The 25,668-nt window shown below is 69.7% G+C and carries 24 protein-coding genes; 16 read left to right on the top strand and 8 right to left on the bottom strand.

Annotated elements, in window-relative coordinates:
- Nucleotides 1-76 precede the first annotated feature (76 nt).
- Complete coding sequence (locus ACZ6TU_RS06725; RefSeq protein WP_469547140.1) at nt 77-1,147, top strand: saccharopine dehydrogenase family protein; 1,071 nt, start codon at nt 77-79, stop codon at nt 1,145-1,147.
- 442 nt (nt 1,148-1,589) lie between these two features.
- Here the strand turns inward: ACZ6TU_RS06725 and ACZ6TU_RS06720 are convergent, their stop codons facing one another.
- Together ACZ6TU_RS06720 and ACZ6TU_RS06715 are read right to left on the bottom strand one after the other, a co-directional pair.
- On the bottom strand, nt 1,590-2,765 hold the full coding sequence (locus tag ACZ6TU_RS06720; protein ID WP_469547138.1) for an acyltransferase family protein: 1,176 nt from the start codon (nt 2,763-2,765) through the stop codon (nt 1,590-1,592).
- Nucleotides 2,766-2,991: 226 nt separating this feature from the next.
- Nucleotides 2,992-4,011: an NHL repeat-containing protein gene (locus tag ACZ6TU_RS06715; protein WP_469547136.1), complete on the bottom strand. Its 1,020-nt coding sequence runs from the start codon at nt 4,009-4,011 to the stop codon at nt 2,992-2,994.
- A gap of 441 nt (nt 4,012-4,452) precedes the next feature.
- Here ACZ6TU_RS06715 and ACZ6TU_RS06710 point away from each other — a divergent pair, with 441 nt between their 5' ends.
- Nucleotides 4,453-5,361 (top strand): nitroreductase/quinone reductase family protein, encoded by a 909-nt coding sequence (locus tag ACZ6TU_RS06710; protein WP_467674491.1) that lies wholly within the window; start codon nt 4,453-4,455, stop codon nt 5,359-5,361.
- Between the two features lie 60 nt (nt 5,362-5,421).
- On the opposite strand, the gene ACZ6TU_RS06705 is transcribed toward ACZ6TU_RS06710, so the two are convergent.
- Nucleotides 5,422-6,597, bottom strand: a complete 1,176-nt coding sequence (locus tag ACZ6TU_RS06705; protein ID WP_467674494.1) for an acyl-CoA dehydrogenase family protein — start codon at nt 6,595-6,597, stop codon at nt 5,422-5,424.
- A gap of 518 nt (nt 6,598-7,115) precedes the next feature.
- Here ACZ6TU_RS06705 and ACZ6TU_RS06700 point away from each other — a divergent pair.
- From ACZ6TU_RS06700 to ACZ6TU_RS06680, 5 genes are all read left to right on the top strand, one after another.
- The gene (locus ACZ6TU_RS06700; RefSeq protein ID WP_467674496.1) at nt 7,116-7,901 is read left to right on the top strand and encodes an AfsR/SARP family transcriptional regulator; all 786 of its coding nucleotides are present in this window, start codon (nt 7,116-7,118) and stop codon (nt 7,899-7,901) included.
- A 47-nt stretch (nt 7,902-7,948) separates the two neighbouring features.
- Complete coding sequence (locus ACZ6TU_RS06695) at nt 7,949-8,887, top strand: MBL fold metallo-hydrolase (RefSeq protein ID WP_467674498.1); 939 nt, start codon at nt 7,949-7,951, stop codon at nt 8,885-8,887.
- Nucleotides 8,888-9,041: 154 nt separating this feature from the next.
- Nucleotides 9,042-9,473 (top strand): nuclear transport factor 2 family protein, encoded by a 432-nt coding sequence (locus ACZ6TU_RS06690; protein ID WP_467674499.1) that lies wholly within the window; start codon nt 9,042-9,044, stop codon nt 9,471-9,473.
- Nucleotides 9,474-9,547: 74 nt separating this feature from the next.
- Complete coding sequence (locus ACZ6TU_RS06685) at nt 9,548-10,279, top strand: SDR family NAD(P)-dependent oxidoreductase (RefSeq protein ID WP_469547132.1); 732 nt, start codon at nt 9,548-9,550, stop codon at nt 10,277-10,279.
- 43 nt (nt 10,280-10,322) lie between these two features.
- On the top strand, nt 10,323-11,354 hold the full coding sequence (locus ACZ6TU_RS06680) for an LLM class flavin-dependent oxidoreductase (protein ID WP_469547130.1): 1,032 nt from the start codon (nt 10,323-10,325) through the stop codon (nt 11,352-11,354).
- A gap of 49 nt (nt 11,355-11,403) precedes the next feature.
- On the opposite strand, the gene ACZ6TU_RS06675 is transcribed toward ACZ6TU_RS06680, so the two are convergent.
- Both ACZ6TU_RS06675 and ACZ6TU_RS06670 read right to left on the bottom strand, forming a co-directional pair.
- A complete protein-coding gene (locus ACZ6TU_RS06675; RefSeq protein WP_467674505.1) occupies nt 11,404-12,618 on the bottom strand; it encodes a nucleotide disphospho-sugar-binding domain-containing protein in 1,215 nt (404 codons plus the stop codon).
- Nucleotides 12,619-12,655: 37 nt separating this feature from the next.
- Nucleotides 12,656-13,819 (bottom strand): serine hydrolase domain-containing protein, encoded by a 1,164-nt coding sequence (locus ACZ6TU_RS06670; RefSeq protein ID WP_467674507.1) that lies wholly within the window; start codon nt 13,817-13,819, stop codon nt 12,656-12,658.
- 271 nt (nt 13,820-14,090) lie between these two features.
- Between ACZ6TU_RS06670 and ACZ6TU_RS06665 the strand changes: the two genes are divergently transcribed.
- The 5 genes from ACZ6TU_RS06665 to ACZ6TU_RS06645 are packed head-to-tail and all read left to right on the top strand — an operon-like array spanning nt 14,091 to nt 18,917.
- The gene (locus ACZ6TU_RS06665; RefSeq protein WP_467674509.1) at nt 14,091-15,446 is read left to right on the top strand and encodes an NDP-hexose 2,3-dehydratase family protein; all 1,356 of its coding nucleotides are present in this window, start codon (nt 14,091-14,093) and stop codon (nt 15,444-15,446) included.
- A complete protein-coding gene (locus ACZ6TU_RS06660; protein ID WP_469547127.1) occupies nt 15,443-16,570 on the top strand; it encodes a DegT/DnrJ/EryC1/StrS family aminotransferase in 1,128 nt (375 codons plus the stop codon). Before ACZ6TU_RS06665 ends, ACZ6TU_RS06660 begins: the two co-directional genes overlap by 4 nt.
- Before the next feature lie 24 nt (nt 16,571-16,594).
- Nucleotides 16,595-17,335, top strand: coding sequence for a class I SAM-dependent DNA methyltransferase (locus tag ACZ6TU_RS06655; RefSeq protein WP_467674512.1), 741 nt, complete (start codon nt 16,595-16,597; stop codon nt 17,333-17,335).
- A complete protein-coding gene (locus ACZ6TU_RS06650; RefSeq protein WP_467674514.1) occupies nt 17,332-17,919 on the top strand; it encodes a dTDP-4-dehydrorhamnose 3,5-epimerase family protein in 588 nt (195 codons plus the stop codon). Before ACZ6TU_RS06655 ends, ACZ6TU_RS06650 begins: the two co-directional genes overlap by 4 nt.
- Nucleotides 17,919-18,917 (top strand): NAD-dependent epimerase/dehydratase family protein, encoded by a 999-nt coding sequence (locus ACZ6TU_RS06645; protein ID WP_469547126.1) that lies wholly within the window; start codon nt 17,919-17,921, stop codon nt 18,915-18,917. The genes ACZ6TU_RS06650 and ACZ6TU_RS06645 overlap by 1 nt, the downstream gene beginning before the upstream one ends.
- Nucleotides 18,918-18,969: 52 nt before the next feature.
- Here ACZ6TU_RS06645 and ACZ6TU_RS06640 read toward each other — a convergent pair whose 3' ends face one another.
- Nucleotides 18,970-20,115: a glycosyltransferase gene (locus ACZ6TU_RS06640; RefSeq protein WP_469547125.1), complete on the bottom strand. Its 1,146-nt coding sequence runs from the start codon at nt 20,113-20,115 to the stop codon at nt 18,970-18,972.
- Nucleotides 20,116-20,266: 151 nt separating this feature from the next.
- Between ACZ6TU_RS06640 and ACZ6TU_RS06635 the strand changes: the two genes are divergently transcribed.
- From ACZ6TU_RS06635 to ACZ6TU_RS06620, 4 genes are read left to right on the top strand one after another with little or no spacing between them, the layout of a single operon-like run.
- Nucleotides 20,267-21,532 carry a beta-ketoacyl-[acyl-carrier-protein] synthase family protein gene (locus ACZ6TU_RS06635; RefSeq protein WP_467674520.1) on the top strand — a complete coding sequence of 422 codons (1,266 nt, stop codon included), beginning with the start codon at nt 20,267-20,269 and terminating at the stop codon, nt 21,530-21,532.
- Nucleotides 21,529-22,731, top strand: a complete 1,203-nt coding sequence (locus tag ACZ6TU_RS06630) for a ketosynthase chain-length factor (RefSeq protein ID WP_469547123.1) — start codon at nt 21,529-21,531, stop codon at nt 22,729-22,731. Before ACZ6TU_RS06635 ends, ACZ6TU_RS06630 begins: the two co-directional genes overlap by 4 nt.
- 39 nt (nt 22,732-22,770) lie before the next feature.
- Nucleotides 22,771-23,016 carry an acyl carrier protein gene (locus ACZ6TU_RS06625; protein WP_467674524.1) on the top strand — a complete coding sequence of 82 codons (246 nt, stop codon included), beginning with the start codon at nt 22,771-22,773 and terminating at the stop codon, nt 23,014-23,016.
- A gap of 2 nt (nt 23,017-23,018) precedes the next feature.
- Nucleotides 23,019-23,933, top strand: coding sequence for an aromatase/cyclase (locus tag ACZ6TU_RS06620; RefSeq protein ID WP_467674526.1), 915 nt, complete (start codon nt 23,019-23,021; stop codon nt 23,931-23,933).
- Nucleotides 23,934-24,004: 71 nt separating this feature from the next.
- Here ACZ6TU_RS06620 and ACZ6TU_RS06615 read toward each other — a convergent pair whose 3' ends face one another.
- Nucleotides 24,005-24,763: a TylF/MycF family methyltransferase gene (locus ACZ6TU_RS06615; protein WP_469547120.1), complete on the bottom strand. Its 759-nt coding sequence runs from the start codon at nt 24,761-24,763 to the stop codon at nt 24,005-24,007.
- A 54-nt stretch (nt 24,764-24,817) separates the two neighbouring features.
- Complete coding sequence (locus ACZ6TU_RS06610; RefSeq protein WP_467674528.1) at nt 24,818-25,603, bottom strand: SDR family NAD(P)-dependent oxidoreductase; 786 nt, start codon at nt 25,601-25,603, stop codon at nt 24,818-24,820.
- Nucleotides 25,604-25,668 lie beyond the last annotated feature (65 nt).

Raw genomic sequence — 25,668 nt, 5'->3', positions numbered from 1 at the left:
GTGTGCGGCCCACGGTGGCCAGGATGTCCGTACCAGCTCGCAGCGGATGACGTGAGCACTCAACGGGGGAGAACCCATGGGAACGGGAACGGGAACGGGAACGGGAACGGGACAGACGGTGACGGTGTACGGGGCGTACGGCCACACGGGACGCTTCGTGGTGGCTGAGCTGCGGGATCGCGGGTTCGTCCCGGTCCTCGCCGGCCGCGACGAGGGCAAGCTGCGGGCGCTTGCGGCATCCGCCCCCGGCCTGGAGGTCCGCCAGGCCTCGGTCGACGACCCCGCCTCCCTCGACCGCGCCCTGGACGGCGCGGCCGCCGTGATCAACTGCGCCGGTCCCTTCGCGCTGACCGCCGCGCCCGTGATCGAGGCGGCCCTGCGCGCCGGAATCCCCTATGTGGACGTGGCAGCCGAGATCGAGGCCAACGTCGACACGTTCACGCACTTCGCGGACCGCGCCCGGGAGGCGGGAGCGGTGATCGTCCCCGCGATGGCCTTCTACGGCGGCCTGGGCGACCTCCTGACCACCGCCGCGATGGGCGACTGGACGACGGCCGACGAGGCGACCGTCGCCTACGGACTGAGCGGTTGGCACCCCACTCCCGGGACACGCACCGCGGGCACGGTCTCCCGCGAGCGGCGTTCCGGCCGGCGTGTCCGCTTCACGAACGGCCGGCTGGACTACCACGACGCCGAACCCACCCTCCTGAAGTGGCCCTTCCCCGACCCGATGGGCACCAGGGAGGTCATCGGGGAGTTCACGATGGCCGACGTGGTCACGATCCCCAGCCACCTCTCCATCCCCGAGGTTCGCACCCACATGACGACCGAAGCGGCAGGCGACCTCTCGTCCCCGGACACCCCGGCACCGACCGCGACCGACGAGACCGGACGCTCCCACCAGACCTTCCTCGTCGAGGCCGTCGTACGCTCCGGCGACACCGAACGCCGCGCCGTGGCAACCGGCCAGGACATCTACGCCGTCACCGCACCGCTGGCGGTGGAGGCGATCGACCGCATCCTCACGGGCCGCACCCACACGACGGGCGTGGCCTCCGCGGGCCAGATCTTCGACGCGGCCGACTTCCTCCGGGCGCTGGCCCCGCACATCACCTTCGAACCGCTCGAGCGACGGATGACATCCTGACGGCCGGATGCAACAGGTGACGAGATCCGCACTCGGGCTCTCGGCTTGGGAAGTGACGGCGCTTGGGGGGCCGGATAGCCTCTGACCTGGGCGTACGTACTCCGACGTGACGCCTGGGAGCGCACGTTCGCACCCTAGTTGACCGTGGAGCTTCCCGAGGATCCGGTCGCCGCGGGCCAAGCCCGCGATCACATACGACATCAGCTCACCGACTGGCAGCTGGACGACCTCATGTGGACCACGGAGCTGACTCGACCGCGACCGTGGCCAAGGCCGGTCACCAGATCTTCGGCGACGCCTCCTACCGCGAGTGGGCGCGCGACTCGCCGGGACTGACCGGGCCAGGCCACCGGAGAACACGGGAGCGGGCCTGCACGTCACCAGTTGTGATGTGCGGGCCCGCTCCCCTTTTCCATGCGCGGCGGCGAACCTCCGCGGCGTCTCAGGAACGTACGACGGCGGACGGCCGGCCCTCGCCGCGGCGCTTCGTGGCGAACCTCCGCATCATCGGCTTCTCCACCAGTTCGTACAGCGCCCACGCGGCGACGACCGCGACTGCCAGGGAGCCCAGAACGAACGCGACGGAACTCAGGTTGGTCGGCCGGAAGTCGAGCCCGATGACGTGGAGGACGACCTGGATCGCGAAGAAGTGCAGGAGGTAGAACGCGTAGGAGATGCTTCCCAGCCAGACCATGACCGGCCCGGACAGCAGGGAACGGCGCTTCTGGACGTCCGACATGGCCGCCGCTGCTATCAGTACCGCGACCGGCAGGACGCCGACCGCGACGATCGCGTAGTCCTTCGGGGCCTTCAACACCACCGCGTAACCACCTGCGAGGACGAGCCAGGCCAGCCACAGGGGAACTTTGATCCAACGCTTCTCCAGCACGATCCGTGCCAGCAGGACGCCGAGGAGGAACTCCCCCATGCGAGCCAGAGGCAGGACGTAGATGAACCAGTACTCCCAGGTGGTCAGTCCCTCGAAACTCACCTCTCCGGCCGGGAGCAGCTTCGCCGCCTGGGGAATTGCGAAGATCAGCAGAACCACGCCGCCGATCCAATACCACAACCGCTCCGGACGGATCCTCCGCACCGCCTTGAGCAGGAGCGGAAAGCAAAAGTAGAAGAGGGCCTCGACGGACAGCGTCCAGCTGACGAGGTTGAAGGAGAAGGCCAGGTCGAGATCGGGGATCCAGCTGTGGACGAGCAGCAACTGTGGGATCAGCGCGGGCAGTTGGTCACCCACCGACAGAAATATCCCCTGACCCCACCAGGTCATGAAAGCGACTCCGGCCAGAAAGCCTATGAGGTGGTTCGGGTAAATCTTGAAAAAACGGCGCCGCCAGAATTTCGGCGCAGTGTCCTCTGTGCGCGCGGACCAGGTCAGTACGAATCCGCTCAGCACGAAGAAGGTGGTGACCCCGAGGTACCCCATCATGAAGGCGAAGGTGCCGATCCGTTGGCCCACCTCACCCGTCGGCAGAGCGACATACGCCACGTGCGATACGAACACCATGCACGCTGCGACCCAACGAAGCCCGGTCAGCGAATTCAGCTGTACAGGTAAATCCGCCAAGGAATCCGGAGACTCCGGTGCTTCCTTCTGTGCGCTGGTCATGCTCCCTCTCCATCGCCATCGAGGGCCGGCTCGTCCCGGCCAACAATCGAAGCCCTGCTCGTCGCCGCCGTCCGGACGGTCAAGCAGTACGTGACCTACGTCAGCGCGGACCCCTTCCCACACGCATCGAGGTCTCCAAGCCGCAGTCGGGCGCGCCGCCTGGCGGCCTGCCCTCACAATCCGTTCGTCCTGAATGCCGCAGGGCGTCCCTCCCGTCTCCCTGCCTTCACCGCCGGAGCGGCACCGCCACCGCGGTGTAGGGGGTCTCGGGGGTGGGCGGCAACGGGAAGCGGGCGTTGGGGAGGTATATGCGGTCGCGGTACACCGCCGCTGCGCACGGCGTGTCGAAACGGGGGTCGGTGATCGTCCCGACCAGGCGGCCGTGATGGCCCGTGGGGTCGAGACGGAAGACAGCGACGTCGGAGGTCCTGGGCGCGTAGAGGGTGCGGCCGTGCACGAGAATGCCGTTGGTCGTGGGAAGTCCGGTATCGCCCAGGTCGACACGGCGTGCCCGGCCCGTGCACGGGTCCACGCGGAACAGTCCGCCGCCGTTGGGAAGAATGTTGACCACGAGCAGTGCCCGTCCGTCCGGGGTCGCCGCGATACCCGTGGCGGTGAGGCCGTCCAGGGGCCCCTGGACCCATTCCCCTGAGAGCCGGAGCGTCACCACCGCGTCGGCGGTGGGAAGTTCGCCGCGTGAACCGAGTGGCAGGCCGTAGAGCTGCCCGGTGAAGGAGTCGGTGGCCCAGGCCATGCGAGGCGTCAGCACGACATGGTCGACGAAGGTGTCGGCGGTGCCCACCTCGTACGTCCGCAGGATGCGGCCGGCCGTGCCGTCCATCACGGTGATGGTCCGACCCCAGCCGCCTGCGATGAACAGACGCTGACGGGCGTCAACCCCGATGCCGACGGCGTAGTGGCCCTCGCCGGAGCCCGGGTGGATCAGCGTGCCCTCGCCTGTGGACAGGCGGACACGCTGGATGGCGCCGCCCAGCAGGGAGCCGAAGTACGCGTACGGCGCCGGGCCGATGCCGATGCCGGCCGGGTGGAAGCCATCGGGCAGGTGAAGCAGCGTGGGCCAGGGCGTGTCTGCTGGGCGGGCCGCGGCCGAAGGAGCGGGGCCCAGCGCGACCGTACCCAGTGCCGCTCCCAGGCCTAGGAGTCGCCTCCGGGACAGGCTCGTGCCGCCCCGGGGGATCAGCGGGATGCCGGCCGACGGCTGCGTTCGTCTGGTCTTGGTGATCACCAGCGGCATGCTGGTCCGTTCCGCCTGAGGATGGCTCAAATCCCGCTCACTGCCGACCCCGTCGCCTTGACAGCGCCCAACGTTGATCGTTCCAATGGAGGCGTGGCGCGTGGCGTCGGCCAAAGAGACTTGGGCCGGCCGACGATCGGGCGACCACCTGTCACCAGGGAATGACCCCCATGCGTTCATCCATCACAGGCGAAGCCTGATCCGGCGCGTTTGCGCCGCTTTCCCGCTGTCGGGTGCCCGAAGCCCTCGTTGTGCCTGGTAGACCAGCCTCTCCTGCCGCACCGAGGCGCAACGCCGTGACCTGGCTGCCCGGACTGGAGACCGTGCGCATCCGCCAAGCAGGCCAACACAGCCGGCCTCTGCGGGGCACCGTCCCGCCGTAACCAGTACCGCGCCTTGTGCGTCCCACCATCCAGGGAGATCCCACTTCGTATGTCCACGCCCTTCAACCAATGGGTCATCGAGGAGTTCCGAGCCAACGGAGGAAAGGTCGGCGGCCCGTTCGAGGGCAGCGATCTGCTGCTTCTCACCACAACCGGCGCCAAGTCAGGCGAGGAGCGCACCACCCCGCTGGGCTACGTCCGTCACGAGCGTGGGCTGCTCGTCGTCGGCTCCAACCTCGGTGGGCCCGTCCACCCCGCCTGGTACCACAACCTCCTGGCCACCCCGCTGGTGCGGGTGGAGACCGGGACGGAGGAGTACGAGGCCGTTGCGGTGCCTGCCGAGGGGAAGGACCGCGACCGCCTGTTCTCGCACGTCGTACAGGCCGAGCCCGGCTACGGCGAGTACCAGGAGAACACTGACCGGATCTTGCCCGTCGTGGTGCTGGAGCGCAGCGACCCGGCGCCCGGCGAGGGGCCCGGCACGGTCAAGAACCTCGCCGACAAGCTGGTCGAGGTCCATGTCTGGCTTCGCGGGCAGCTACGGCACGTGAGTGCCGAGGTGGACGCCTACTTCACGGCGCGGGCCTCCCGGCCGGACGGGGACGAGCAGCCAGTGCCGGGGCTCGGACTCCAGATCCGGCAGCACTGCCTGGCCTTCTGCCAGACGCTGGAGTTCCACCACATGAGCGAGGACGCGCACCTGTTCCCCGCAATGGAGGCTGCGCACCCTCATCTGAAGGACGCCTTCGAGAGGCTGCGCTCCGAGCACAGCACCGTCGCGCGGCTCCAGCAGGAGCTCGCCACCCTGCTCACCGACATCGCGCAGGCTGATCCCGAGCAGTTCCGGGTCGAGTTGGAGCGGATGACCAACGAGCTGACGGCGCACCTCGACTACGAGGAGGAACAGCTGATCCCGGTGCTCGCGGAGATCCCCTTCCCGCCCGGGCCGCCCGCCTGACAGCCCGGCCACGTCCGCGCGCGAGCCCCCAGCCTGCCTGGCCGGGGGCTCGTCCCGTGTTCAGGGTGCGGGAGGCGACAACACCTGCTGTGCGTAGGCCGTCGCGGCGGGACCGAACTGGAGCACTACGTGCCCGGCCGCTGAATGGACGTCGCGCCACAGGCGTTGCAGCGGGGAGTGCTCGCTGTGCCCCGCTGTTCCGGCGGAGCGGAACAGCCGCTCCACGGCGCCGACCAGCAGATCTGCCGCAAGGGCGCAGTCGCGCTGGCAGCGCGCCGCGTCCTTGGCTGTGACGTCCGTACCGGAGTCGGCGAGAGCGGTTACACGGCCCAGCAGCAGTTCTGCCGCATCGATCTCACCGGAGCTGCGAGCCAAGGTCTCTTCGTAGAGGGAGCGGCCGGGGCCCGGTACACCGGGACCCAGCGCATGCAGGCGTTTCTCCGCGAGGGCCAGCCACTGCGCCAGCGCCCCACGGGCGGCACCCAGCATCGGCAGGGTGAAGAAGAGTCCGTTGACCACGGGCAGGGGCACGGTGTGACACCGAGCCGCCGGCCCGGGCGCACGCCCGGCCATCAGGTCCTCGGCCCGGAAGGTGAGCGAAGTGGGGACGAAAACGTCCTCGGCGACCAGCGTGTCGCTGCCGGTGCCCCGCATGCCGATGTCGGACCAGGTCCGCTCTATGCGGTAAACGGCGCGGCGCAGCGCGAACATCCGGCGTTCGGTGCCGCCGTCCGGCTGCTCGACCAGTCCCAGCACCAGCGCCCAGTCGGAGTGCGACACGGCGCTGACGTACGGCCACTCCCCGGACAGCAGCCAGCCGCCCTCCGTGCGGCGGGCACGTCCCTTGGGTGAGACCGACCCCACGATCACAGCGTCCGGGCCGTCCTGCCAGAGCTGTTTGCGTCCCTCCTCAGGCAGAAAGGCGGCCATGCGCGCGAGCCCCGCCATGATGGAGGCGCACCACGCGGCGGAGGGGCAGACGGCGCCCAGCGCTCCGACCGCGGGGAGGAGCGCGGTAAAGGAACCACCATCCGTACCGGGGGTCTGCTGACCGGCCCGGCCGCCGTGCGCGGCCGGTACGAAGTGCCGGGCGAAGCCCGCGCCGACCAGAGCCGCCATCACCTCGGGCGCCAGCGACCGGTGGATCTCAGCTTGCTCGGCGTGGGCGGATGCGACACGAGCGGCCCCGTGCGCCGCCTGTGCCAGGCGCGGCTGTGGCGGGTTCTGTCGGGGCATCGGGACGTTCTCCTTCCACATCGGTGCTCGCCGAGCATGGGACAGCCGCTTCGGAACTCGCTCAAATCCCGCTAGAGCCACGCTGGAGCGGCTCGCTCCGCAGGTGTGGGGGATATCACGGAACTATGCAGGGAGGTTCTGCATCTTTTCTTGGATCGGCGGGCGCCGCCCATTCCGCTATGCCGGAGAAGGCAGTTCACCTCTATCTCGGCGCGACTTCCTGAGAATAGCCAGGACTAGGATTCACCTCGTCCCAGACTAGGGTTTTACTTGATCTTTAGGGCGGTCGGCCGTACGCTCGATCGATGTTGCCGACGGGGTAGCCCGGGGAGCGAGACGACTGGCGTATTTGTGGCCGTATTGACCAGTGCGGCCGCTGGCTTGAAGTCGTCGACTGTCCATATTGTGACGTTCCTTGCGGGTGTGTCGGACATGGTTTTTTTCTCTATTAGTCGGGGGACTTTGACGTGACGAAATCGACGTGTGCAGGGGGTCCTGCTCTCTCCATAAGCATCGGCGTGCTCGGACCGATGACGGTGACTCTTGGCGGGCGGTCGATCGTGCCGACGGCGGGGAAGCCGCGGCAACTGCTCGCCCTGCTGGCGCTGCGCAGCGGGCGGGTCGTGCAGGTGCCGACCTTCATGAAGGAGATCTGGGGCGGCAACGTTCCGAAAAGCGGGCTGACCACCCTCCAGACGTACGTGCTCCACCTGCGTCGCCTGATAGCGGACGCACTGCCGGACGACGCCGAGAAGTCACCCAAGGGCCTGCTGGCCACCCGCTACAACGGCTATCAGCTCTCCGTTGAGGCCGACGGCACGTTCGACCTCGTGGAATTCGAGCGGCTCGCGAGCTCCGGGGCCAGCGCGCTCGGCCGCGGGGACGCCGCCGCTGCCTCCAGGATTCTGGGGCCGGCGCTGGAACTCTGGCGCGGCCCGGCATTGATGGACGTGCCGATGGGCCAAGTTCTCGGTGCCGAGATCGTCGGCATGAACGAGGCACGCATACGGGCGCAGGAGCAGCACATCCTGGCCGACCTCTGGCTCGGCAAACACACCATGCTCATCCCCCGGATGAGTAAGCTTTTCGCCCAGCATCCCCTGCACGAGAACATCGCCGCGTGTTTGATGATCGCCTACCAGCGGTCGGGGGCTTCCTGGCGGGCGCTGGAGGTCTTCCGCGCTCTTCGCAAGTCACTCTCGGAGGAATTGGGGGTCGAGCCGTCCGCGCGGCTTCAGAACCTGTACCGAGAGTTACTCTCCAACACCAGCGAACTGTCGCTGCGTGAGTTCGTCCTCACGTGACCGCGTCACGAAACCCGCGAGCGTCCCACGAAGGAGACGGTCCGCCCATGTCCCGAACCCCGGCCCCGGCCGACGCGGTCCTGCACGAGGTGGCAGGGGGCGTCTTCGCCTACGTCCAGCCCGACGGAGGCTGGTGCGTGAACAACGCCGGACTCCTTGTCTCCGGCGACAGCGCCGCGCTCGTCGACACCGTGGCCACCGAGGCGCGCGCCCGGCTGCTCCGCGAACGGGTCCTGGACGACGGAAGACCGGTGCCGACCGCGCTGGTCACCACGCACTCCCACGGGGACCACACCTTCGGTAACTGGTTGTTCCCGGAGGCGACTGTGTACGGACACCACGAAACCCGGCGCGAGATGATGGCGGCGGGACTGCACCTGACCGGGCTGTGGCCGGACGTGGCATGGGGACGCATCGAACTGGTGCCACCCACGGTCACCTACGGGGCTGAGTTGACGCTCCATGTGGGCGAACTGACCGTCTGCCTCCACCATCCGGGTGTGGCCCACAGCACCAACGACACGCTGGTGTGGGTTCCGGAGCGCAGGGTGCTGTTCACCGGTGACGTCGTCATGTCCGGCGTCACCCCGTTCTGCCCCATGGGATCGGTAGCCGGTTCCCTGCGGGCCATCCGCGCGATGCGCGAACTGAACCCCGAAGTGGTGGTGCCCGGTCACGGACCGGTCGGTGGCTTGGAACTCCTCGACACCACCGAGGCGTACCTGCTGTGGATCCAGCGGCTCGCCCAGGACGGGATGGCCGCGGGACGGACACCCAGTGAGGTGGCACGCGAAGCCGACCTGGGCCCCTTCGCCGAGCTGCTCGAACCGGAGCGGATCATCCCTAATCTGCACCGAGCGTACGCCGAGGAGCGCGCACTCGGGCACGACTCCTCGCTGGACATGACGGCCGTTATCGAGGAGATGGCCCATGTCTTCGAGGAGATGGTCAGCTACCGAGGCGCCCCGTTGCGGTGCACTGCCTGACAGCGGCGACCGCGGCTGGGAGGGGCGACGGCCACCGACGCCCGACGCGGACTCAAGGGTATTTCGACCCGGGCTCTAGGCCGACGTTTCAACATCGGCGCCGGGGTGCGTGAGCGCACCCCGGCGCCGCATGAAACCGAGCACCGGAGCCCCGATGACCGACTCTCTCTCCCTCGCCGAACTCCGCGCCCACGTCGACCAGCACTATGCCCACCAGGTCCAGTGTCTCGACGACGGCCGGTTCGAAGAGTACGCCGCCACCTTCACCCCCGACGGGGAGTTCCAGCACACGCCCGGCGTCGAGCCGGCCCGCACTCACGCCGGGATCGTCCGCGAACTGCGCGCCTTCCATGAGCGGTTCCGCGACGACCCGGTGCAGCGTCGCCACTGGTTCAACATGATCCGCCTGGAGCGACGCGTGGACGGGGCCTACGACGCCACGTTCTACGCCCTGGTGCTCACCGTCCGGCCAGACGTCAAGGAGCCCCTGGTCGGGCCGAGTTGCCTGGTCCACGACGTACTGGAGATCGAGGGCGGCACGGTCCGCAACCGCTCCCGACGCGTCGAGCACGATCAGCTCCGCTGACCCGGGCCACCGCACCACCGCTCCACCGGGCGCCCCGAGCGCGCACCCACGCTAGTGAAAGGACACTGCCCCCGATGGCACACAAACCCGTCGCGGTGGTCACCGGATCGTCGTCCGGGATCGGCGCCGCCATCGCCCGTCGGCTGTCCGCCGAGGGAATGGCCGTGGTCGTCAACGGCTCCATGAACACCGAGGCCGGGCGGGCGCTGGCCGCCGAGATGCCAGACGCCCACTATGTCCGAGCGGACATAGCGGATCCAGCACAGGTCCGCACGCTGTTGCAGTACGTGGAGGACGAACACGGCGCCCTCGACCTGCTCGTGAACTGCGCGGGCGTCACCCGTGCCATCCCGCACGGCGACCTGGAGGCGGTGACGGACGATGTGTGGCGGGCCATCCTCGATGTCAACGTCATCGGCACCTGGCAAACGACCGTCGCCGCGATGCCGCTGCTGCGCCGCTCCGGGGCCGGTCACGTCGTCAACATCTCATCCGTCGCCGGGGTTCGTCCTGCCGGGAGCTCGATCCCGTACGCCGTGAGCAAGTCCGCCATCAATCACATGACCCGGCTCCTGGCCGCTGCCGTCGGACCCGACGTGCGGGTCAACGCGGTGGCGCCGGGCCTGATCGACACGCCCTGGACGGAGACGTTCACCGAGGTGCGGGAGCGGGTGCGGGCCGTCACCCCGCTGCGCCGCACCGGAACCCCCGACGACGTCGCCGAACTCGTCCTCGGACTTCACCGGGCGGCCTACACGACCGGTGAAGTGGTGCTCGCCGACGGCGGCGCTCACCTGCTGATATGACATCGCGCCACACCTCCGCCGCCGACGCACAGGAGAGGAATTCATGAAGCTAGGCGTGAACCTCACGTATCAAGGCGCGGGCGAACTCGCGGTCGCGGCCGAACAGTTCGGCTACGACGTGGCACTCGCGCCCGAGGGGTACCGCTCGGACGCGGCCAGCGTCCTCGGTCTGGTGGCGGGCCGTACGGAGCGCATCGGCCTGTGCTCCGGCGTGATGCAGATCCCCGCGCGCACCCCCGCACTGACCGCCCTGACCGCTGCGACGCTCCAGGCCCTGTCCAACGGCAGGTTCCGGCTGGGACTCGGCGTCTCCAACCCGGACGTATCGGAGGGCTGGTACGGCGTTCCCTTCGCGGAGCCGCTGGCCAGAACCCGCGAGTACGTCGAGGTGGTGCGGCTGGCTCTGGACGGTAAGCCGGTGCGCTACGAGGGACGGCACCACCGGCTGCCCTCCTCCGGCTCCGGCGCCGCCCCGCTGCACGTGATCACCGAGTGGGAAGGCTCGGTCCCGGTCTATTTGGGGGCCGTCGGCGCGCGGAACCTGGAACTCGCGGGTGAGATCGCCGACGGGTGGATCGGTGTCTTCGCCACTCCTGGCCAGGTGGCCGAGTCGGTTGCCCGAATCACAGCCGGCCGCGAGCGCGTGGACCGGCCGCTGACCGGCTTCGACGTGATGCCTTGCCTGGCCACCTCCGTGGGCGAGGACGTGGCCTCTTGCGTCGAACGGTTGCGCGGTCACTACGCCTACCTCATGGGCATCGGCGCCCGGGAGCGCAACTTCTACTGCAAGCTCGCCACCCGGATGGGCCACGGTGAGGGCGCCGCCGAGGTGAGCCGGCTGATGGCGATCGGGGACCGGGCAGGAGCCGCGCAGGCGGTACCCGCCGCGTTCATCGACGAGACGTCGCTGGTCGGGCCGGTCGAACGGATCGCGGAGCGGATGCGCGCGTACGCCGACGCGGGCGTGACCACCCTGAGCATCATGATCTCGGCCTTGCAGACCGGGCTCGACGAAAGGATCACGGTCCTGGAACAGGCCATGGAAGCGCTCGAGCGGTCCGGCGTGCGCGACTGACAACGCGGGGTGGCCACCGACGCGGTGCCCACCCCGCCCGTCGCCCGGGTCAGCGGCCCAGCCGGCCGACAACGGAGTCGAGCAGCGCAGCGGGAGAGGGCTGGCGCGACATCTCGGCGCGCACTTCGGCGGCCGCGCGCCGGAAGCTCTCCTCGGAGAGCAGCCGCTCGGCAGCCGCACGCACGGCGTCGGCGTGCAGTTCGGCGGGGGCGATGGACAGGCCGACCCCTCGGTCCACCACACGGCGCGCGCACAGGTCGTTGTCCGCGCCGCTGGGCACCACCAGTTGCGGGACACCGTAGTGGAGCGCAGCCGCCGTGGTGCCCGAGCCGCCGTGGTGCGCCACCAGGGAACAGTCTGCCAAGAAGGCGGTGAGGGGCACGAAACCGGCCGGGATCAGGTTCGCGGGCAGAGGCTCCAGCAGGCTCAGGTCCGTCTCGTCGTCGGCCAGCACCACCTCGGCGTCCATCCCGGCGAGTGAGTCCACGAGTTGCTTGAGCATGCCGCTGCCTCCGGGCAGCAGCGGTGCGACTGTCCCCAAGGTCAGGCAGATCCGGGGCCGCGCGGGGCGGCGCAGCGCCCAGTCCGGCAGTGCGGCGCCCCCGTTGTAGGGCACGTAGCGCATCGGCAGCCACGGCACGCCGTCCCGCTCGTCGGGTTCCTCCCCGGTCAGTCCGCCGAGGCTGGGGGCACGGGGGTCGACCCGGCCGAGCAGGTCCGGGCCCTTGTCGCCGAGCCCGAGCCGGTCGCGCAGCTTCCGTACGACGGGGGCGTCGTCCGGCTGCACACCCATGCGGGCGTTGAGTCCCGCGGCATCGCGTACCTCCGGGTCCCGCAGCGACCAGGAGACCCGGTTGCCGACCTCCAGCGCCGGGATGCCGAGCGCCACGGCCGCGAGCTTGCCGGCCTGGTGGTCGGAGCAGTACACCACCAGGTCTGCCCGGAAGTCCCTGCCGGCGGTGACGGTGCCCTCCGTCATGGCCAGGGTGAACAGGTCGAACGGGCGCATGGAGCGGGCGAGTTCCCAGTAGCCGTCGGGTACCTCCCCCGACCGGTCGCCGGAGTCCTCGGCCACCAGGTCCTCACCGATGTCCCGCTGCGGAAAGACATCGACGACCGGCAGCCCCGAAGCGGCCGCGATCTTCACCATGTGCGCCGTGGTGGCGACCAGCACCTCGTGCCCCGCCGCCCGGGCCGCCCACACCAGCGGCACCATCGGCAGCATCAGACCGTATCCCGGTGCGGCCGGGAACAGGATCCGCATTTTCAGTTCCTTTCTGAAAGAGAAACCCAGCCGGCCGTCACCCGGTGTGCCCGACCGAATGGAATACGGCCTCGACAAGTCCACGCACCCGCTCGTCCATTCCGCCCATCTGTGCGGAACCCGCATTGGGGGTGTAGGCGAAGGCGAGTTCGGCCTCCGGATCCGCGAAGACGAAAACGCCGTTCGCCCCGCTGAGGCCGAAGGAATTCTTCAGTCCGGATTCCGCGGGGAAGACCGGACTGTCCGCCAACTGCATGCCCAGGCCCCAGGTCAGCGGGAGGTACATCACCTGGCAGGGACCCGTGGAGTGCGGTCGGGTCAGCTCGGCGGTGCGTGCGGGGCTGATGAGCCGGATGCCGTCGACCGTGCCGACGAGGGCGGCGAACAGGCGGGCCATCGCCCGGGCACTGGCCAGCCCTCCGTAGGAGGGGTCCTCCACCGCCGGATCCGCCGGGTCCTGCGACATGCTGCCGATCGTCGCCCGATAGGTGAGCGATGTGGGGTCGCGCAACTCCTCCACCTCGCCCGGGTCGGCGCCTGCCATGAGGGCTTCGGCTTTGGATTCGAGCATGGTGGCGAGGGGGGCGTGGGGGTCTTTGAGACCGATGTGGGCGTCGAGCTCGAGGGGAGTGGCGATGTGGTGGTGGAAGTACTGGCCGACGGTCTGTCCCGTGACGCGGCGGATGAGTTCGCTGACGAGGTGGCCGTAGGTGGTGGCGTGGTAGCCGTGGGCGCTGTCCGGGGTCCAGGCGGGGCGGGCTTCGGCGAGGGCCTGGGCGATGGGCGTGTGGGCGCGCAGGGCGTCGTGGGTGAGGGGGGCGTGGTCGAGGGTCACGACGCCTGAACGGTGGCTGAGGACCATCCGGGGGGTGATGCCGTCTTTGCCGTGGCGGGCGAACTCCGGCCAGTGGGCCGCGATGGGGGTGTCGAGGTCGAGCGGGTGGCGGTCGGCGAGGTGGAGGAGGGCGGTGGTGGCCAGGGCCTTGGTGGGTGAGGCGAGGACGGTGAGGGTGTCGGGGGTCCAGGGGTTGCGGTGGTCGGGGTCGGCCCAGCCGGCCCAGAGGTCCACGACGGGGCGGCCGCGGTGGTAGACGCAGACGGCGGCGCCTACTTCGGTGCCGGTGGCGAAGTTGTGGTGGAAGGCACGGTCGACCTCGGCGAAGGCGCCGTCGGTGGTGCCGGCGTGGGGATAGTCGTGCACGGGTGGGATGTCCTCTGTCCGGTGGTGTGCGTCAGTGCCGCCCGAGCACGGTCGGGCGGGGCGGGCCGTTCCCCTGCGATCATCCGGCCACCACTCGCACACCACTCGAATCTCGGTCACTCCTCACTCGTAACGCGATAAAGCAGCCTCTCCCGGGAAACGGCGGATCTGGCAGGATCGCCACCATGCGATTTCGCAGAAGGAAAGCATCGCTGGAGTATCCGCGCTTATCCGCCAGTGGCCGAGCAATTCCGGTGCAGGGGGTGCAGTCGTGTTCGCGGACATAGCCTCATTCCACGCCTGGTACACCGAGCAGCGCCGTAGCCAGAAATCTCGCACAGAGAGAATCGCCCTCGAAGCACTGGACGGCTGGACGACCGAGCCGAGCACCGGCAACCTCGTCCACCGCACCGGACGGTTCTTCAGCATTCAGGGGCTCGACGTGGTCCGCTCCGGGCGCGCGATCGACGCCTGGCAACAGCCCATCATCGTGCAGCCCGAACAAGGCATCCTGGGCATCCTGGTGAAGGAGTTCGACGGGGTCCCGCACTGCCTGCTGCAGCTGAAGATGGAACCCGGCAACGTCAATGGCCTGCAACTGTCGCCGACCGTGCAGGCCACCCGGAGCAACTTCACCGGGGTGCACGGCGGCAGGGCGGTCCCGTACCTCGACCACTTCACCACCCCGCGCGCCGGCCGCATCCTGTCCGACGTCCTCCAGTCCGAACAGGCATCCTGGTTTCTGGCCAAACGCAACCGCAACATGATTGTCCAGGTCGACCAGGACGTCCCGCTGCTGCCCAACTTCTGCTGGCTGAGCTTCGAGCAGATCGCCGCGCTGCTGCGCGAACCGAACCTGGTCAACATGGACACCCGCACCGTGCTCGCGGGCGCTGCCGCCCTGCGGACCCCGCGGCAGCCGCCGGCCGGAGACTCGTTCGGTGCCGCACTGGCGCGTTCGTGGACCGCCGGGTACGCCCTGCATACCACTGTGGAACTGCTCAGCTGGTTCACCGAGGCCAAGAACCGCTGCGTGCTGACCCGCCGGCTCGTCCCACTCACCGGGATACACGGCTGGAGCCACCGCAGAGGTTCGGTCGTCCACGACCGCGACCAGCACTTCGCAGTGGTCGGCGTGGCGGTCGAAGCACCCGACCGAGAGGTCACCCACTGGCATCAGCCGATGTTCGAACCACGCAGCCAGGGGGTCATCGCCTTTCTCGTCCGGCGCCTACGAGGCGTCCCTCACCTGCTGCTGCACGCCCGCACCGAGACCGGGGCACTCGACGGCGTCGAGATGGCCCCCACCGTCCAGTGTCAGCCCGACAACTACAGCCTGCTGCACCCGGATCACGCGCCCACCTTCCTGCACCACGTACTGGCCGCCGCTCCGGACCGCATCCGGCACGACAGCGTCCAGTCCGAGGAGGGCGGCCGCTTCTACCACGCGCAGAACCGCTATCTGCTGGTGGAGGTCGAGGACGACTTCCCCCTGGACGTACCGCCCGACTACGCGTGGGTCACCCCGCGCCAGCTCACCGAATTCGTCCGGTACGGCAACCATCTGAACGTCGAAGCGCGCAGCCTCCTGACGTTCCTCGGCTTCTACAAGGAGGACAACGAGTGACCACCCACGTCTGGGACTACCTCGCGGAGTACGAGGCTGAACGGGACGACATCCTCGACGCCGTGCAACAGGTCTTCGCCAGCGGCAGGCTCGTCCTGGGCGAGAGCGTCCGGGGCTTTGAGGCGGAGTTCGCCGCCTACCACGGTCTGCCTCACTGCACCGGCGTCGACAACGGCACCAATGCCGTCAAACTCGCCCTGGAGGCGTGCGGGGTCGGCCCCGGCGACGAGGTGATCACGGTGTCCAACACCGCGGCGCCCACCGTGGTCGCCATCGACGGGACCGGCGCCACCCCTGTCTTCGTCGACGTGCGGGCAGAGGACCACCTGATGGACACCGACCTCGTCGAGGCCGCCGTGACCGCGCGCACCAAGGCCATCGTGCCGGTCCATCTCTACGGCCAGTGCGTTGACATGGAGCCGCTGCTCCGCATCGCCCGCACCCACGGTCTGCGCATCGTGGAGGACTGCGCCCAGGCTCACGGCGCCCGCCGCGACGGCCGCCTCGCCGGCACCGCGGGCGACGCCTCGGCCTTCTCGTTCTACCCCACCAAGGTGCTCGGGGCCTACGGGGACGGCGGGGCGGTGCTCACCGCCGACGAGGACGTCGACCGGGCCATGCGCCGACTGCGCTACTACGGCATGGAGGACGTCTACTACGTCGAGCGCACCCCCGGGCACAACAGCAGGCTCGACGAGGTGCAGGCCGAGATCCTGCGCCGCAAACTCACCCGGCTGAACACCTACATCGCCGACCGCCGAGCCATCGCCGAGCGCTACGCCCAGGGGCTGGGCGACCTGTGCGGGCCCGGCGGCCTCGAGCTGCCCGAGATCACCGAGGGCAACGAACACGTCTACTACGTGTACGTCGTCCGCCACCCGCGTCGCGACGAGGTGATCCGGCGGCTCCGGGAGCGCTACGACATCGCGCTGAACATCAGCTATCCGTGGCCGGTGCACACCATGCGGGGCTTCGCCCACCTCGGCGTCGAGCAGGGCTCCCTGCCGGTCACCGAGGAACTCGCCCGGAGCATCTTCTCCCTCCCGATGTACCCCTCGCTCACACAAGCCCGGCAGGACAAGGTCATCGACGCCCTGCGCGACGTCCTGCGGACCCTCGACTAGACCAGGAAGGGCGAACAACCCACCATGCACCCCACCTCGGACACCATCTACCAACGGGCCGACGTCTACCACGACTTCTACCTCGGCCGCGGAAAGGACTACCGAGCCGAGGCAGCCCTGGTGCGCGAACTGATCGCGCAGCGAGCACCGGGCGCCCGCTCGCTGCTGGATGTCGCCTGCGGCACCGGCTCACACCTGCGCGAACTGGCGAAGACGTTCGAGGAGGCCGCCGGAGTCGACCTCTCCGAGCAGATGCTCGCCGTCGCGGCCCGCACCAACCCCGGCGTCCCCTGCCACCAAGGGGACATGCGCACCTTCCGGCTCGGCCGCACCTACTCGGCCGTCACCTGCATGTTCAGCTCGATCGGCTACCTGGCGACCACCGACGACCTCGACCAAGCCGTGCAGAACCTCGCTGACCACCTCGAGCCCGGCGGCGTACTCGTGGTCGAACCCTGGTGGTGCCCCGAGAGCTTCCTGCCCGGCTATGTCGGCGCCGACGTGGTCACCGTCGGCGGCCGGACCATCGCCCGTGTCTCGCACACCGTACGCGAGGGGGCGAGCAGCCGCATGGACGTGCACTACACCGTCGCTGCCCCCGCCACCGGTGTGGAGCACTTCACCGACACCCACGTGATGAGCCTGTTCGCGCGCTCCGACTACAAAGTCGCCTTCCAACGCGCGGGACTGGAGTTGGAATACGTTCGGGACGAGCTGTTCGGGCCCGGACTCTTCGTCGCCACGCACCGGGGAGCCCGCCCGTGAGGACCCGGGAACTGGCCGTGTCCGGCGCCCACGTCTTCGAGCCGGAGATCTTCCACGACCGGCGCGGCAGCTTCTGCTCGCCCCACCAGAACCCCGCGTACACCGGCGCCCTGGGCCGCCCGCTGTTCCCGGTGGCCCAGGTCAGCACCAGCCGCTCCCGGCGCGGTGTGGTGCGCGGGATTCACTTCACCGCGACACCCGGCTCCATGGCCAAGTACGTGCTGTGCACCGGCGGCCGGGCATGGGACGTCGTCGTCGACCTGCGGCTGGGCTCCCCGACGTTCGGCCGCCACGACCGCGTGGAACTGTCCCCGGACACCGGCACCGCGCTGTACCTGCCGCCCGGGGTAGGCCACTTGTTCGTCGCCCTGGAGGACGACACCACCATGGTCTACCTGCTCTCGGCCACCTACCGCGCGGACAAGGAGCGTGCCGTGCACCCGCTGGACCCCGCGCTGGGCCTGGACCTGCCGACGGGCCTCGAACCGGTGCTCTCCGACCGGGACCAGGACGCCCCCACGCTGGCCGCCGCCCGTGGCGCCGGGCTGCTGCCCGACTACGCCGCGCTCCAGGGCGGTGCCTGATGAGCGCCCCGCTGGACGACCGGCCGCTCGTCGTGGTGCTGGGCGCCTCGGGCTTCCTCGGCTCCGCCGTCCTTGTCGCGCTGTCGGAGCTGCCCGTCCGGCTGCGGGCAGTCTCCCGGCGGCCGGTTCGGCCGCCCGGCGGAGCCCGCGCCCGCACGGAGTGCCGCGCCGCCGACCTGACCGACCGGGCGGCCCTCGCCGGCGCGGTGCACGGCGCCGACGCCGTGCTGCCCTTCACCGCACGCATCCGCGGCGCGTCGGGCTGGCGACTCGCGGAGGGGGACTCGGCCGCGGAAAGGGTGAACGTCGGTGTCGTACGCGACCTGGTCGAGGTACTCGCCGTCGCCCGCCGTCCCGGGGCGGCCCCGCCCGCCGTGCTGTTCCCCGGCAGCAACACCCAAGTCGGGCCGGTCGACAGTGACTGGATCGACGGCACCGAGACGGACCGGCCCCAAGGCGAGTACGACCGGCAGAAGCACACCGCGGAGCTGCTGCTGAAGGAGGCCACCACGGCCGGTGCCGTCCGGGCGGTGAGCCTGCGGCTGCCCCCGGTGTTCGGCCCGTCCGGGTCGACCGCCGAGGACCGGGGCGTGGTCTCCACCATGGCCCGGCGCGCGCTCGCCGGGGAACCGCTCACCCTGTGGAACGACGGCACGGTGCGCCGGGACTTCCTCTACGTGGAGGACGCCGCGCGCGCCTTCGTAACGGCCCTCGGCCACGTCGACGCGCTCGCCGGACGTCACTACCTCGTCGGCACGGGACAACCCCGGTCCCTTGGCGACGTGTTCCGGACCGTCGCCGACGCCGTCGCCCGGCACCAGGGCATCCCCCCGGTGCCGGTGGCCACGGTGCCTGCGCCCGCGGAGTCGGAGGGGACCGACGTACGCAGCCTGTGCGTCGATCCGTCGGCTTTCGTAGCCGCCACCGGCTGGCGCGCCGTCACCCCGCTGGACACCGCGCTCGACCGTACGGTCGCGGCCCTGGCCGCACGGCGCTGACGCGGGGCGTGCCCGCGCGGGGCGTGACCGGGCGGGGCGTGCCCGCGCGGGGTCACCGCCGGTCCGCCTCCCATATCAGGTCCTCCAGGACGTCCACCACCCGGGCGGGCGACGGCTGTCGCGCGATCTCCGTGCGCAGCTCCTGCGCCGCTGCCCGGGGCTCCTGGGCAGCCAGCAGCCGTGCGGCGGCCCGCGCCACCTCGGCCACGGTCTGCCGTTCCTGCGGCAGTGTCACGGCGGCGCCGCGCCCTTCCACCCGGCGACAGGGCTCCACCATCTTGGGGATGGTGGGCAGCAGCAGCTGAGGGACGCCCGCGTGCAGCGCCGTCAGGGTGGTCTGCCCGCCCCCGTGATGGACGATCAGGTCACACGTGGTCAGCAGCGTGTCCAGAGAGAACCAGCCGACGCGCGCGTCCGGCACCGCCTCGCTCAGGGCGCCCGCCACCGCCTCGGGGGCGGCTATCACGCACTCCGCGTCGAGCGACCTCAGTGCCCGGACGAGGTCGACCAGCCAGGCGACCTCTTCCTCCTCCGACACCCGGCTGCCCGCCGTCACACAGATCCGGGAGCGTTCGCCGCGCCGCCGCATCCAGGATTCCAGGGGACGGCGCTGGTTGTAGGGCACGAACCGCATGCCCTGCCGCGGCCCCGGCCCCGGCAGCCGCAGGCCAGGCGGGCAGATGTCCACCCACAGATCGGCTGCCGGCAGCCCGTCCAGGCCCGCTCCGGCCAGCTCTGGAGCCAGTTCGAGGGCCGCGCCAGCGTCGATGGCCGGCGGCTCCCCCAGGTCCCAGGTGTGCCGGACCCAGGGCAATCCTAGCTCGTGGGCCGCTATCGCAGCGGCATAGCACAGCGAGCCGCCGACGACCAGGTCCGGCTCCCAGTCGGCGGCCAGCTCGCGCAGGCCGGGCAGACACGCGCGTGCCAGCCGGCCGAAGCCATGCCCGTTGAACAGCAGGCGCTCGTCCGGGTCCGCCGGGACCGTCAAGGGGCGCCCCGTCCGGTCCCGGAACATGAAGTCGCGCATCGTGCCATCGGCCACGGCGGCTACGGGCAGTCCGGTGGACAGGACGTACGGGGTCATGTCCGCGGGGGACGCGACGAGGACCTCGTGGCCTGCGAGCCGGGCAGCCGAGGCGAGGGGGGACAGAGCGAAGACGGTAGCGGGGCTCCCGCCGGTGAGAAACACGATCTTCATGGCGTCACGATCGCGGGTCCCGCTCAAGGGTCGCTCGAGTACCACACCGGTTGAGCTGTACTCGAGCAGAGGTTGACTGCGGCGGCCTAGGAAAGGAACGCGGCGCCGGGTTCCCGGCGCGCTGGCACCGTGCAAGGAGGAGACCGAGTACATGTCCCGCCGTGTCGTGATAACCGGGATGGGGGTACGCGCGCCGGGCGGAAACGGCGCGGAGGAGCTCTGGTCTCTGTTGTCCTCCGGGCGCACCGGCACCCGCCGGATCAGCCTCTTCGACGCATCTCCGTTCCGCTCCCGGATCGCCGGGGAGTGCGACTTCGACGCCACCGCCGAGGGCCTGACGCCGCGTGAGGTGCGGCGCATGGACCGGGCCACCCAGCTCGCCGTGGTCTGCGCCCGCGACGCCGTGGCCGACAGCGGGCTCGACGTGAACGCCCTGGACCCGGCCAGGATCGGGGTGAGCCTGGGCAGTGCCGTAGCGTCCGCCACCAGTCTGGAGAACGAATATCTGGTGCTGTCCGACGCGGGCCGGCAGTGGCAGGTGGACCACGCCTACCTGTCCCCGCACATGTACGACTACCTCACCCCGGGCGTGATGCCCGCTGAACTCGCCTGGACCGTGGGTGCCGAAGGACCGGTGTCGCTGATCTCCAACGGCTGCACCTCCGGGCTGGACGCCGTGGGCAACGCCGTACAACTGATCGCCGACGGCAGCGCCGACGTGGTGATCAGCGGGGCCACCGACGCCCCCATCACCCCCATCGTCGTGGCCAGCTTCGACGCCATCAAGGCCACCACGGATCGCAACGACGACCCCGCGTGCGCGTCCAGGCCCTTCGACGCCACCCGCAACGGGTTCGTGCTGGCCGAGGGTGCGGCCGTGTTCGTGCTCGAGACCCTCGAGAGCGCCCGCGCCCGCGGCGCCCACATCTACGCCGAGGTCAGTGGGTACGCCAGCCGCTGCAACGCCTACCACATGACCGGACTGAAAGCCGATGGCCGGGAGATGGCCGAGGCCATCCGAGCCGCGCTGGACCAGTCCCGGCTCGACGCCACCTCGGTGGACTACATCAACGCCCACGGCTCGGGCACCGTGCAGAACGACCGGCACGAGACCGCTGCGTTCAAGCGTGCTCTGGGCGAGCACGCCTACCGCGCCCCGGTCAGCTCGATCAAATCCATGGTCGGGCACTCGCTGGGTGCCATCGGTTCGGTAGAGATCGCGGCCTGCCTGCTCGCGATGCGGCACAACGTCGTTCCGCCGACCGCCAACCTGCACCACTCCGACCCGGAGTGCGATCTCGATTACGTCCCGCTGACCGCCCGGGAACAGCGGGTGGACACCGTGCTGACCGTCGGCAGCGGGTTCGGCGGCTTCCAGAGCGCGATGCTGCTTCGGCAGCCGGAAGGAGCGTCATGACCACCGCCGTGGTGACCGGCCTGGGAGTCGTGTCCCCCAACGGACTCGGCGCCGAGAACTTCTGGACTGCGACGCTCAAGGGGCACAGCGGCATCGCGGAAATCAGCCGCTTCGACACCACCGGGTCCGCCGCGCGCCTCGCCGGAGAAGTGACCGACTTCGACCCCGCAGAGCACCTGTCCAACCGGCTCCTGCCGCAGACCGACCCGTCCACCCGCTTCGCGCTCGCCGCAGCGGACTGGGCGCTGGCCGACGCGGGCGCCGACCTCGCCGAACTGGCCGACTACGACATGGGTGTGGTCACGTCGAACGCCTTCGGCGGCTTCGAGTTCACCCACCGCGAGTTCGCAAAGCTCTGGACTCTGGGCCCCAAGCACGTCAGTGTCTACGAATCCTTCGCCTGGTTCTACGCCGTCAACACCGGCCAGATCTCGATCAAGCACAAGCTGCGCGGACCGAGCAAGGCGCTGGTCGCCGAACAGGCAGGCGGCCTCGATGCCCTGGGACACGCCCGCAGGGCGATCCGCGACGGCGCCCGGCTGGTCGTCGCCGGCGGGGTGGACTCCGCGCTCGACCCCTGGGGCTGGGCGGCCCAGTTGTCCGGCGGGCGGGTGAGCCCGCACGGCTACCTCCCGTTCGACCGGAGCGCGAGCGGGCATGTGCCCGGCGAGGGCGGTGCCCTGCTGGTGCTGGAAGAGGCCGTCTCCGCGAGGCGGCGCGGCGTGACCAGGGTGTATGGGGAGATCGCCGGACACGCCAGCACCTTCGACCCGCCGCCCGGCTCCTCGCGCCCGCCCGCGCTGCGCCGCGCCATCGAACTCGCCCTGACCGACGCCGGGGTGGCGTCCGCTGATGTCGACGTGGTCCTCGCGGACGGTGCGGGGGTGGCGGAACTGGACCGGCAGGAGGCAGCGGCGCTGCGCGACGTCTTCGGCGAGCGCGCCGTGCCTGTCACGGTGCCCAAGGCACTCACCGGACGGCTGATGTCCGGTGGCGGCCCGCTGGACGTGGTCGCGGCGTTGCTCTGCCTGCGCGACGGGGTGATTCCGCCGACCGCCACCCACGACGTGCCCGACGACTACGGCATCGACTTGGTGCTCGGCTCGCCCCGTTACGCGCGGCTGTCCACCGCCCTGGTCCTGGCCCGGGGCAAGTGGGGCTTCAACGCGGCCGCCGTGGTGCGCGCGGGCGACCGCTGACCCACCCAAGCCTGCCCACCACCGAGAGAAGGAAAGACGATGAACACCACCATGACCGTGGGCGACGTGCGCAGGATTCTCGCCGAATGCGCCGGGGACGAGGGCACTTCGCTGGACGGGGACATCCTGGACTCCACCTTTGACGAACTGGGATACGACTCGCTGGCGGTGATGGAGACCACCACGATCGTCGAGCGCGAGTACGGCGTTGAGGTCGCGGGCACTCCCAGGACGCCGCGCGAGCTGCTGCAAGCCGTCAACGACGCGCGCACGGCGGTAAACTAGCCATGCGGCGGCACACCCGACACACCCTGGTGTCGCCCGCTCCTGCACGGGCGCTGTACGAACTCGCGGCCGATGTGCGCCGCTGGCCCGCCATCTTCAAGCCGACCGTCCACGTGCACCACCTGGAGCGTGGTCCGCACACGGAGCGGTTTCACTTGTGGGCCATGGTCAACGGCGAGGTGAAGAGCTGGGTGTCACGGCGCAAGCTCGACCCCGAGGGGCTGCGGATCCGCTTCGACCAGGAGCGCAGCGCCCCGCCGATCGCTTCGATGGGCGGGGAGTGGATCTTCGAGCCGCTGCCGGACGGCGCCACCCGGATCACCCTGCTGCACGACTTCACCGCCGTGGACGATTCCCCCGACGTACTCGAGTGGATCAACACCGCGCTGGACCGTAACAGCCCGAGTGAACTGAACGCTCTGTCCCAGGTGGCCCAACTCGACGTGGACGACGCGGTGTTCTCCTTCACCGACCGCGTCACCGTGGCCCGCCCGGTGCAGGAGGCGTACGGCTTCCTGCACCGGTCGGACCGCTGGCCCGAGCACTTGCCGCACGTACGACGCGTGGTGCTCGGCGAACCGGCCCCTGGTGTCCAGGACATGGAGATGGACACCGTGACCGCCGACGGCTCGGGGCACACCACCCGGTCGATCCGTGTGTGCGTGGCCGACGAGCGCATCGCCTACAAGCAACTCGTGCCGCCCCGACTGTTGCTGGGGCACAGCGGCGTGTGGGAGCTCAGCGAAACAGCCGAGGGCACAGAAGTGACCTCCACACACACCGTCGTGCTGAATCCCGAAGGCGTACGGAACGTCCTGGGCGAGGGCACCACGCCGGCCGAGGCGCGCCGGTTCGTCCAGGACGCCCTCAGCCGCAACAGCCGCACGACACTGGAACACATCGGCAGCATCGTCTGAGTGCCCGCACACGACGGCGGCCCGCGGCCCTTTCGAGGGTCGCGGGCCGCCGTCGGCGTGACGGCCGCGGATCAGGCCGTGCGGCGCCAATAGGCGCTGTAGTCGTCGATGGGCTCGACGGCGTCCGTGATGCCGTGGCGGTCACGGAACTCGTCGACGGCTTTGCGGCAGGCGGGGATGAAGTAGTCGTCGATGACGACGAAGCCACCACGGGACAACTTGGGGTAGAGGTTGTTCAGGGCGTCCATCGTCGATTCGTGCAGGTCGCCGTCCAGCCGCAGCACGGCCAGCCGCTCCACGGGGGCGGACGGCAGCGTGTCGCGGAACCAGCCCGGCAGGAACCGAACCTGGTCGTCCAGCAACCCGTACCGCTCGAAGTTCGCTCGGACCACGTCCTGGGACACGGCGAGGACGTGGTTGGAATCGTGCAGCGCCATCTCCCGGTCCATCGGGTGGCCGTCCGCACCGGTGTCCGGGATCCCCTGGAAGGAGTCGGCCAACCAGACCCGCCGATCGGTAATGCCGTGCGCCTTGAAATAACCGCGCGCGAAAATGCACACACCGCCGCGCCACACACCGGTCTCGATGAAATCACCGGGAACACCGTCCGCGACCACTCGGTCGAGCAGGTTCCGGACATTGCGAATGCGCTTCAGCCCGACCATGGTGTGCGCGACACTGGGCCAGTCCATTCCGGTCTCTCGGTGCTCCGGCAGAAAACTCCGCTCGGGGAACCATTCGTTCGGCAAGGGGGCGTCACCGTAAATGATATTGGTGACCACCTTCTCCAGGAGATCGAGATAGAGCTGTTCGCTGTTGTTGTCGTCCATGGACGCGTCCTTCCCGTTGGAGTGCATGGTCCGGTCTCCGTGCGGCCCGGGCCGTCAGTAGTTGCCGAGGCCACCGCAGACGTTGAGTGCCTGGGCCGTGACCGCGGCGGAGTGCTGACCGACGAGATAGGCGACCATCTCCGCGACCTCGGTGGGCGTCACGTAGCGGCCGATGGGCACCCGGGCGCTCACCCGGGCCAGTGCTTCCTCGGTGGAGACCCCCCACAGCCCCGCGTAGGTCTCCCGCACCCGCTCGGCCATCGGCGTCTCCACGAAGCCCGGGCAGACGGCGTTGACCGTGACGCCCGTCTTGCTCAGCTCCAGACCGAGGGCCTTGGTGAACCCGACGACGCCGTGCTTCGACGCGGAGTAGGGAGCGCCGTGCAGCACACCCTGCTTGCCGCCCGTGGAGGCGATGTTGACGATCCGGCCCCACCCCTGCTCCAGCATTCCACCGTGGTTGAGGACGTCCTTGGTCATCAGGAAGACACTGTTCAGATTGGTGTTGATGACGTCGAACCAGAGTTCGTCCGGCACCTCTCGGGTGACCCCGCCACCCGACCGTCCTGCGTTGTTCACAAGGATGCCCACGGGGCCGAAGCGCTCGGCCGCGCCCCGGACGAACGACCGGATGTCCTCGCGCGAGGTCACGTCACAGGTCTGCCCGTCCACCGTCAGGCCCTCGGCGCGCAGGGCGGCCAGGGTCTCGGACAGAACGTCGCCCTTGCGGGCGCAGAGGTAGACCCGGTGGCCCTCTTGTCCCAGTCGCCTGGCGATTTCCAAACCAATGCCGCTGGTGGCACCCGTCACGAGTGCTGTACGTGTGGTGGTGTCGACCACTGTTCCTCCGCAGATTGCGTCTCGGAAGCGCCAACGTCACAGAACTGCCTAGAAGCGCTCTCAAG

This window comes from Streptomyces sp. NPDC052064, from assembly GCF_055585925.1.
This window is presented reverse-complemented; position numbering and strand designations above follow the sequence as displayed.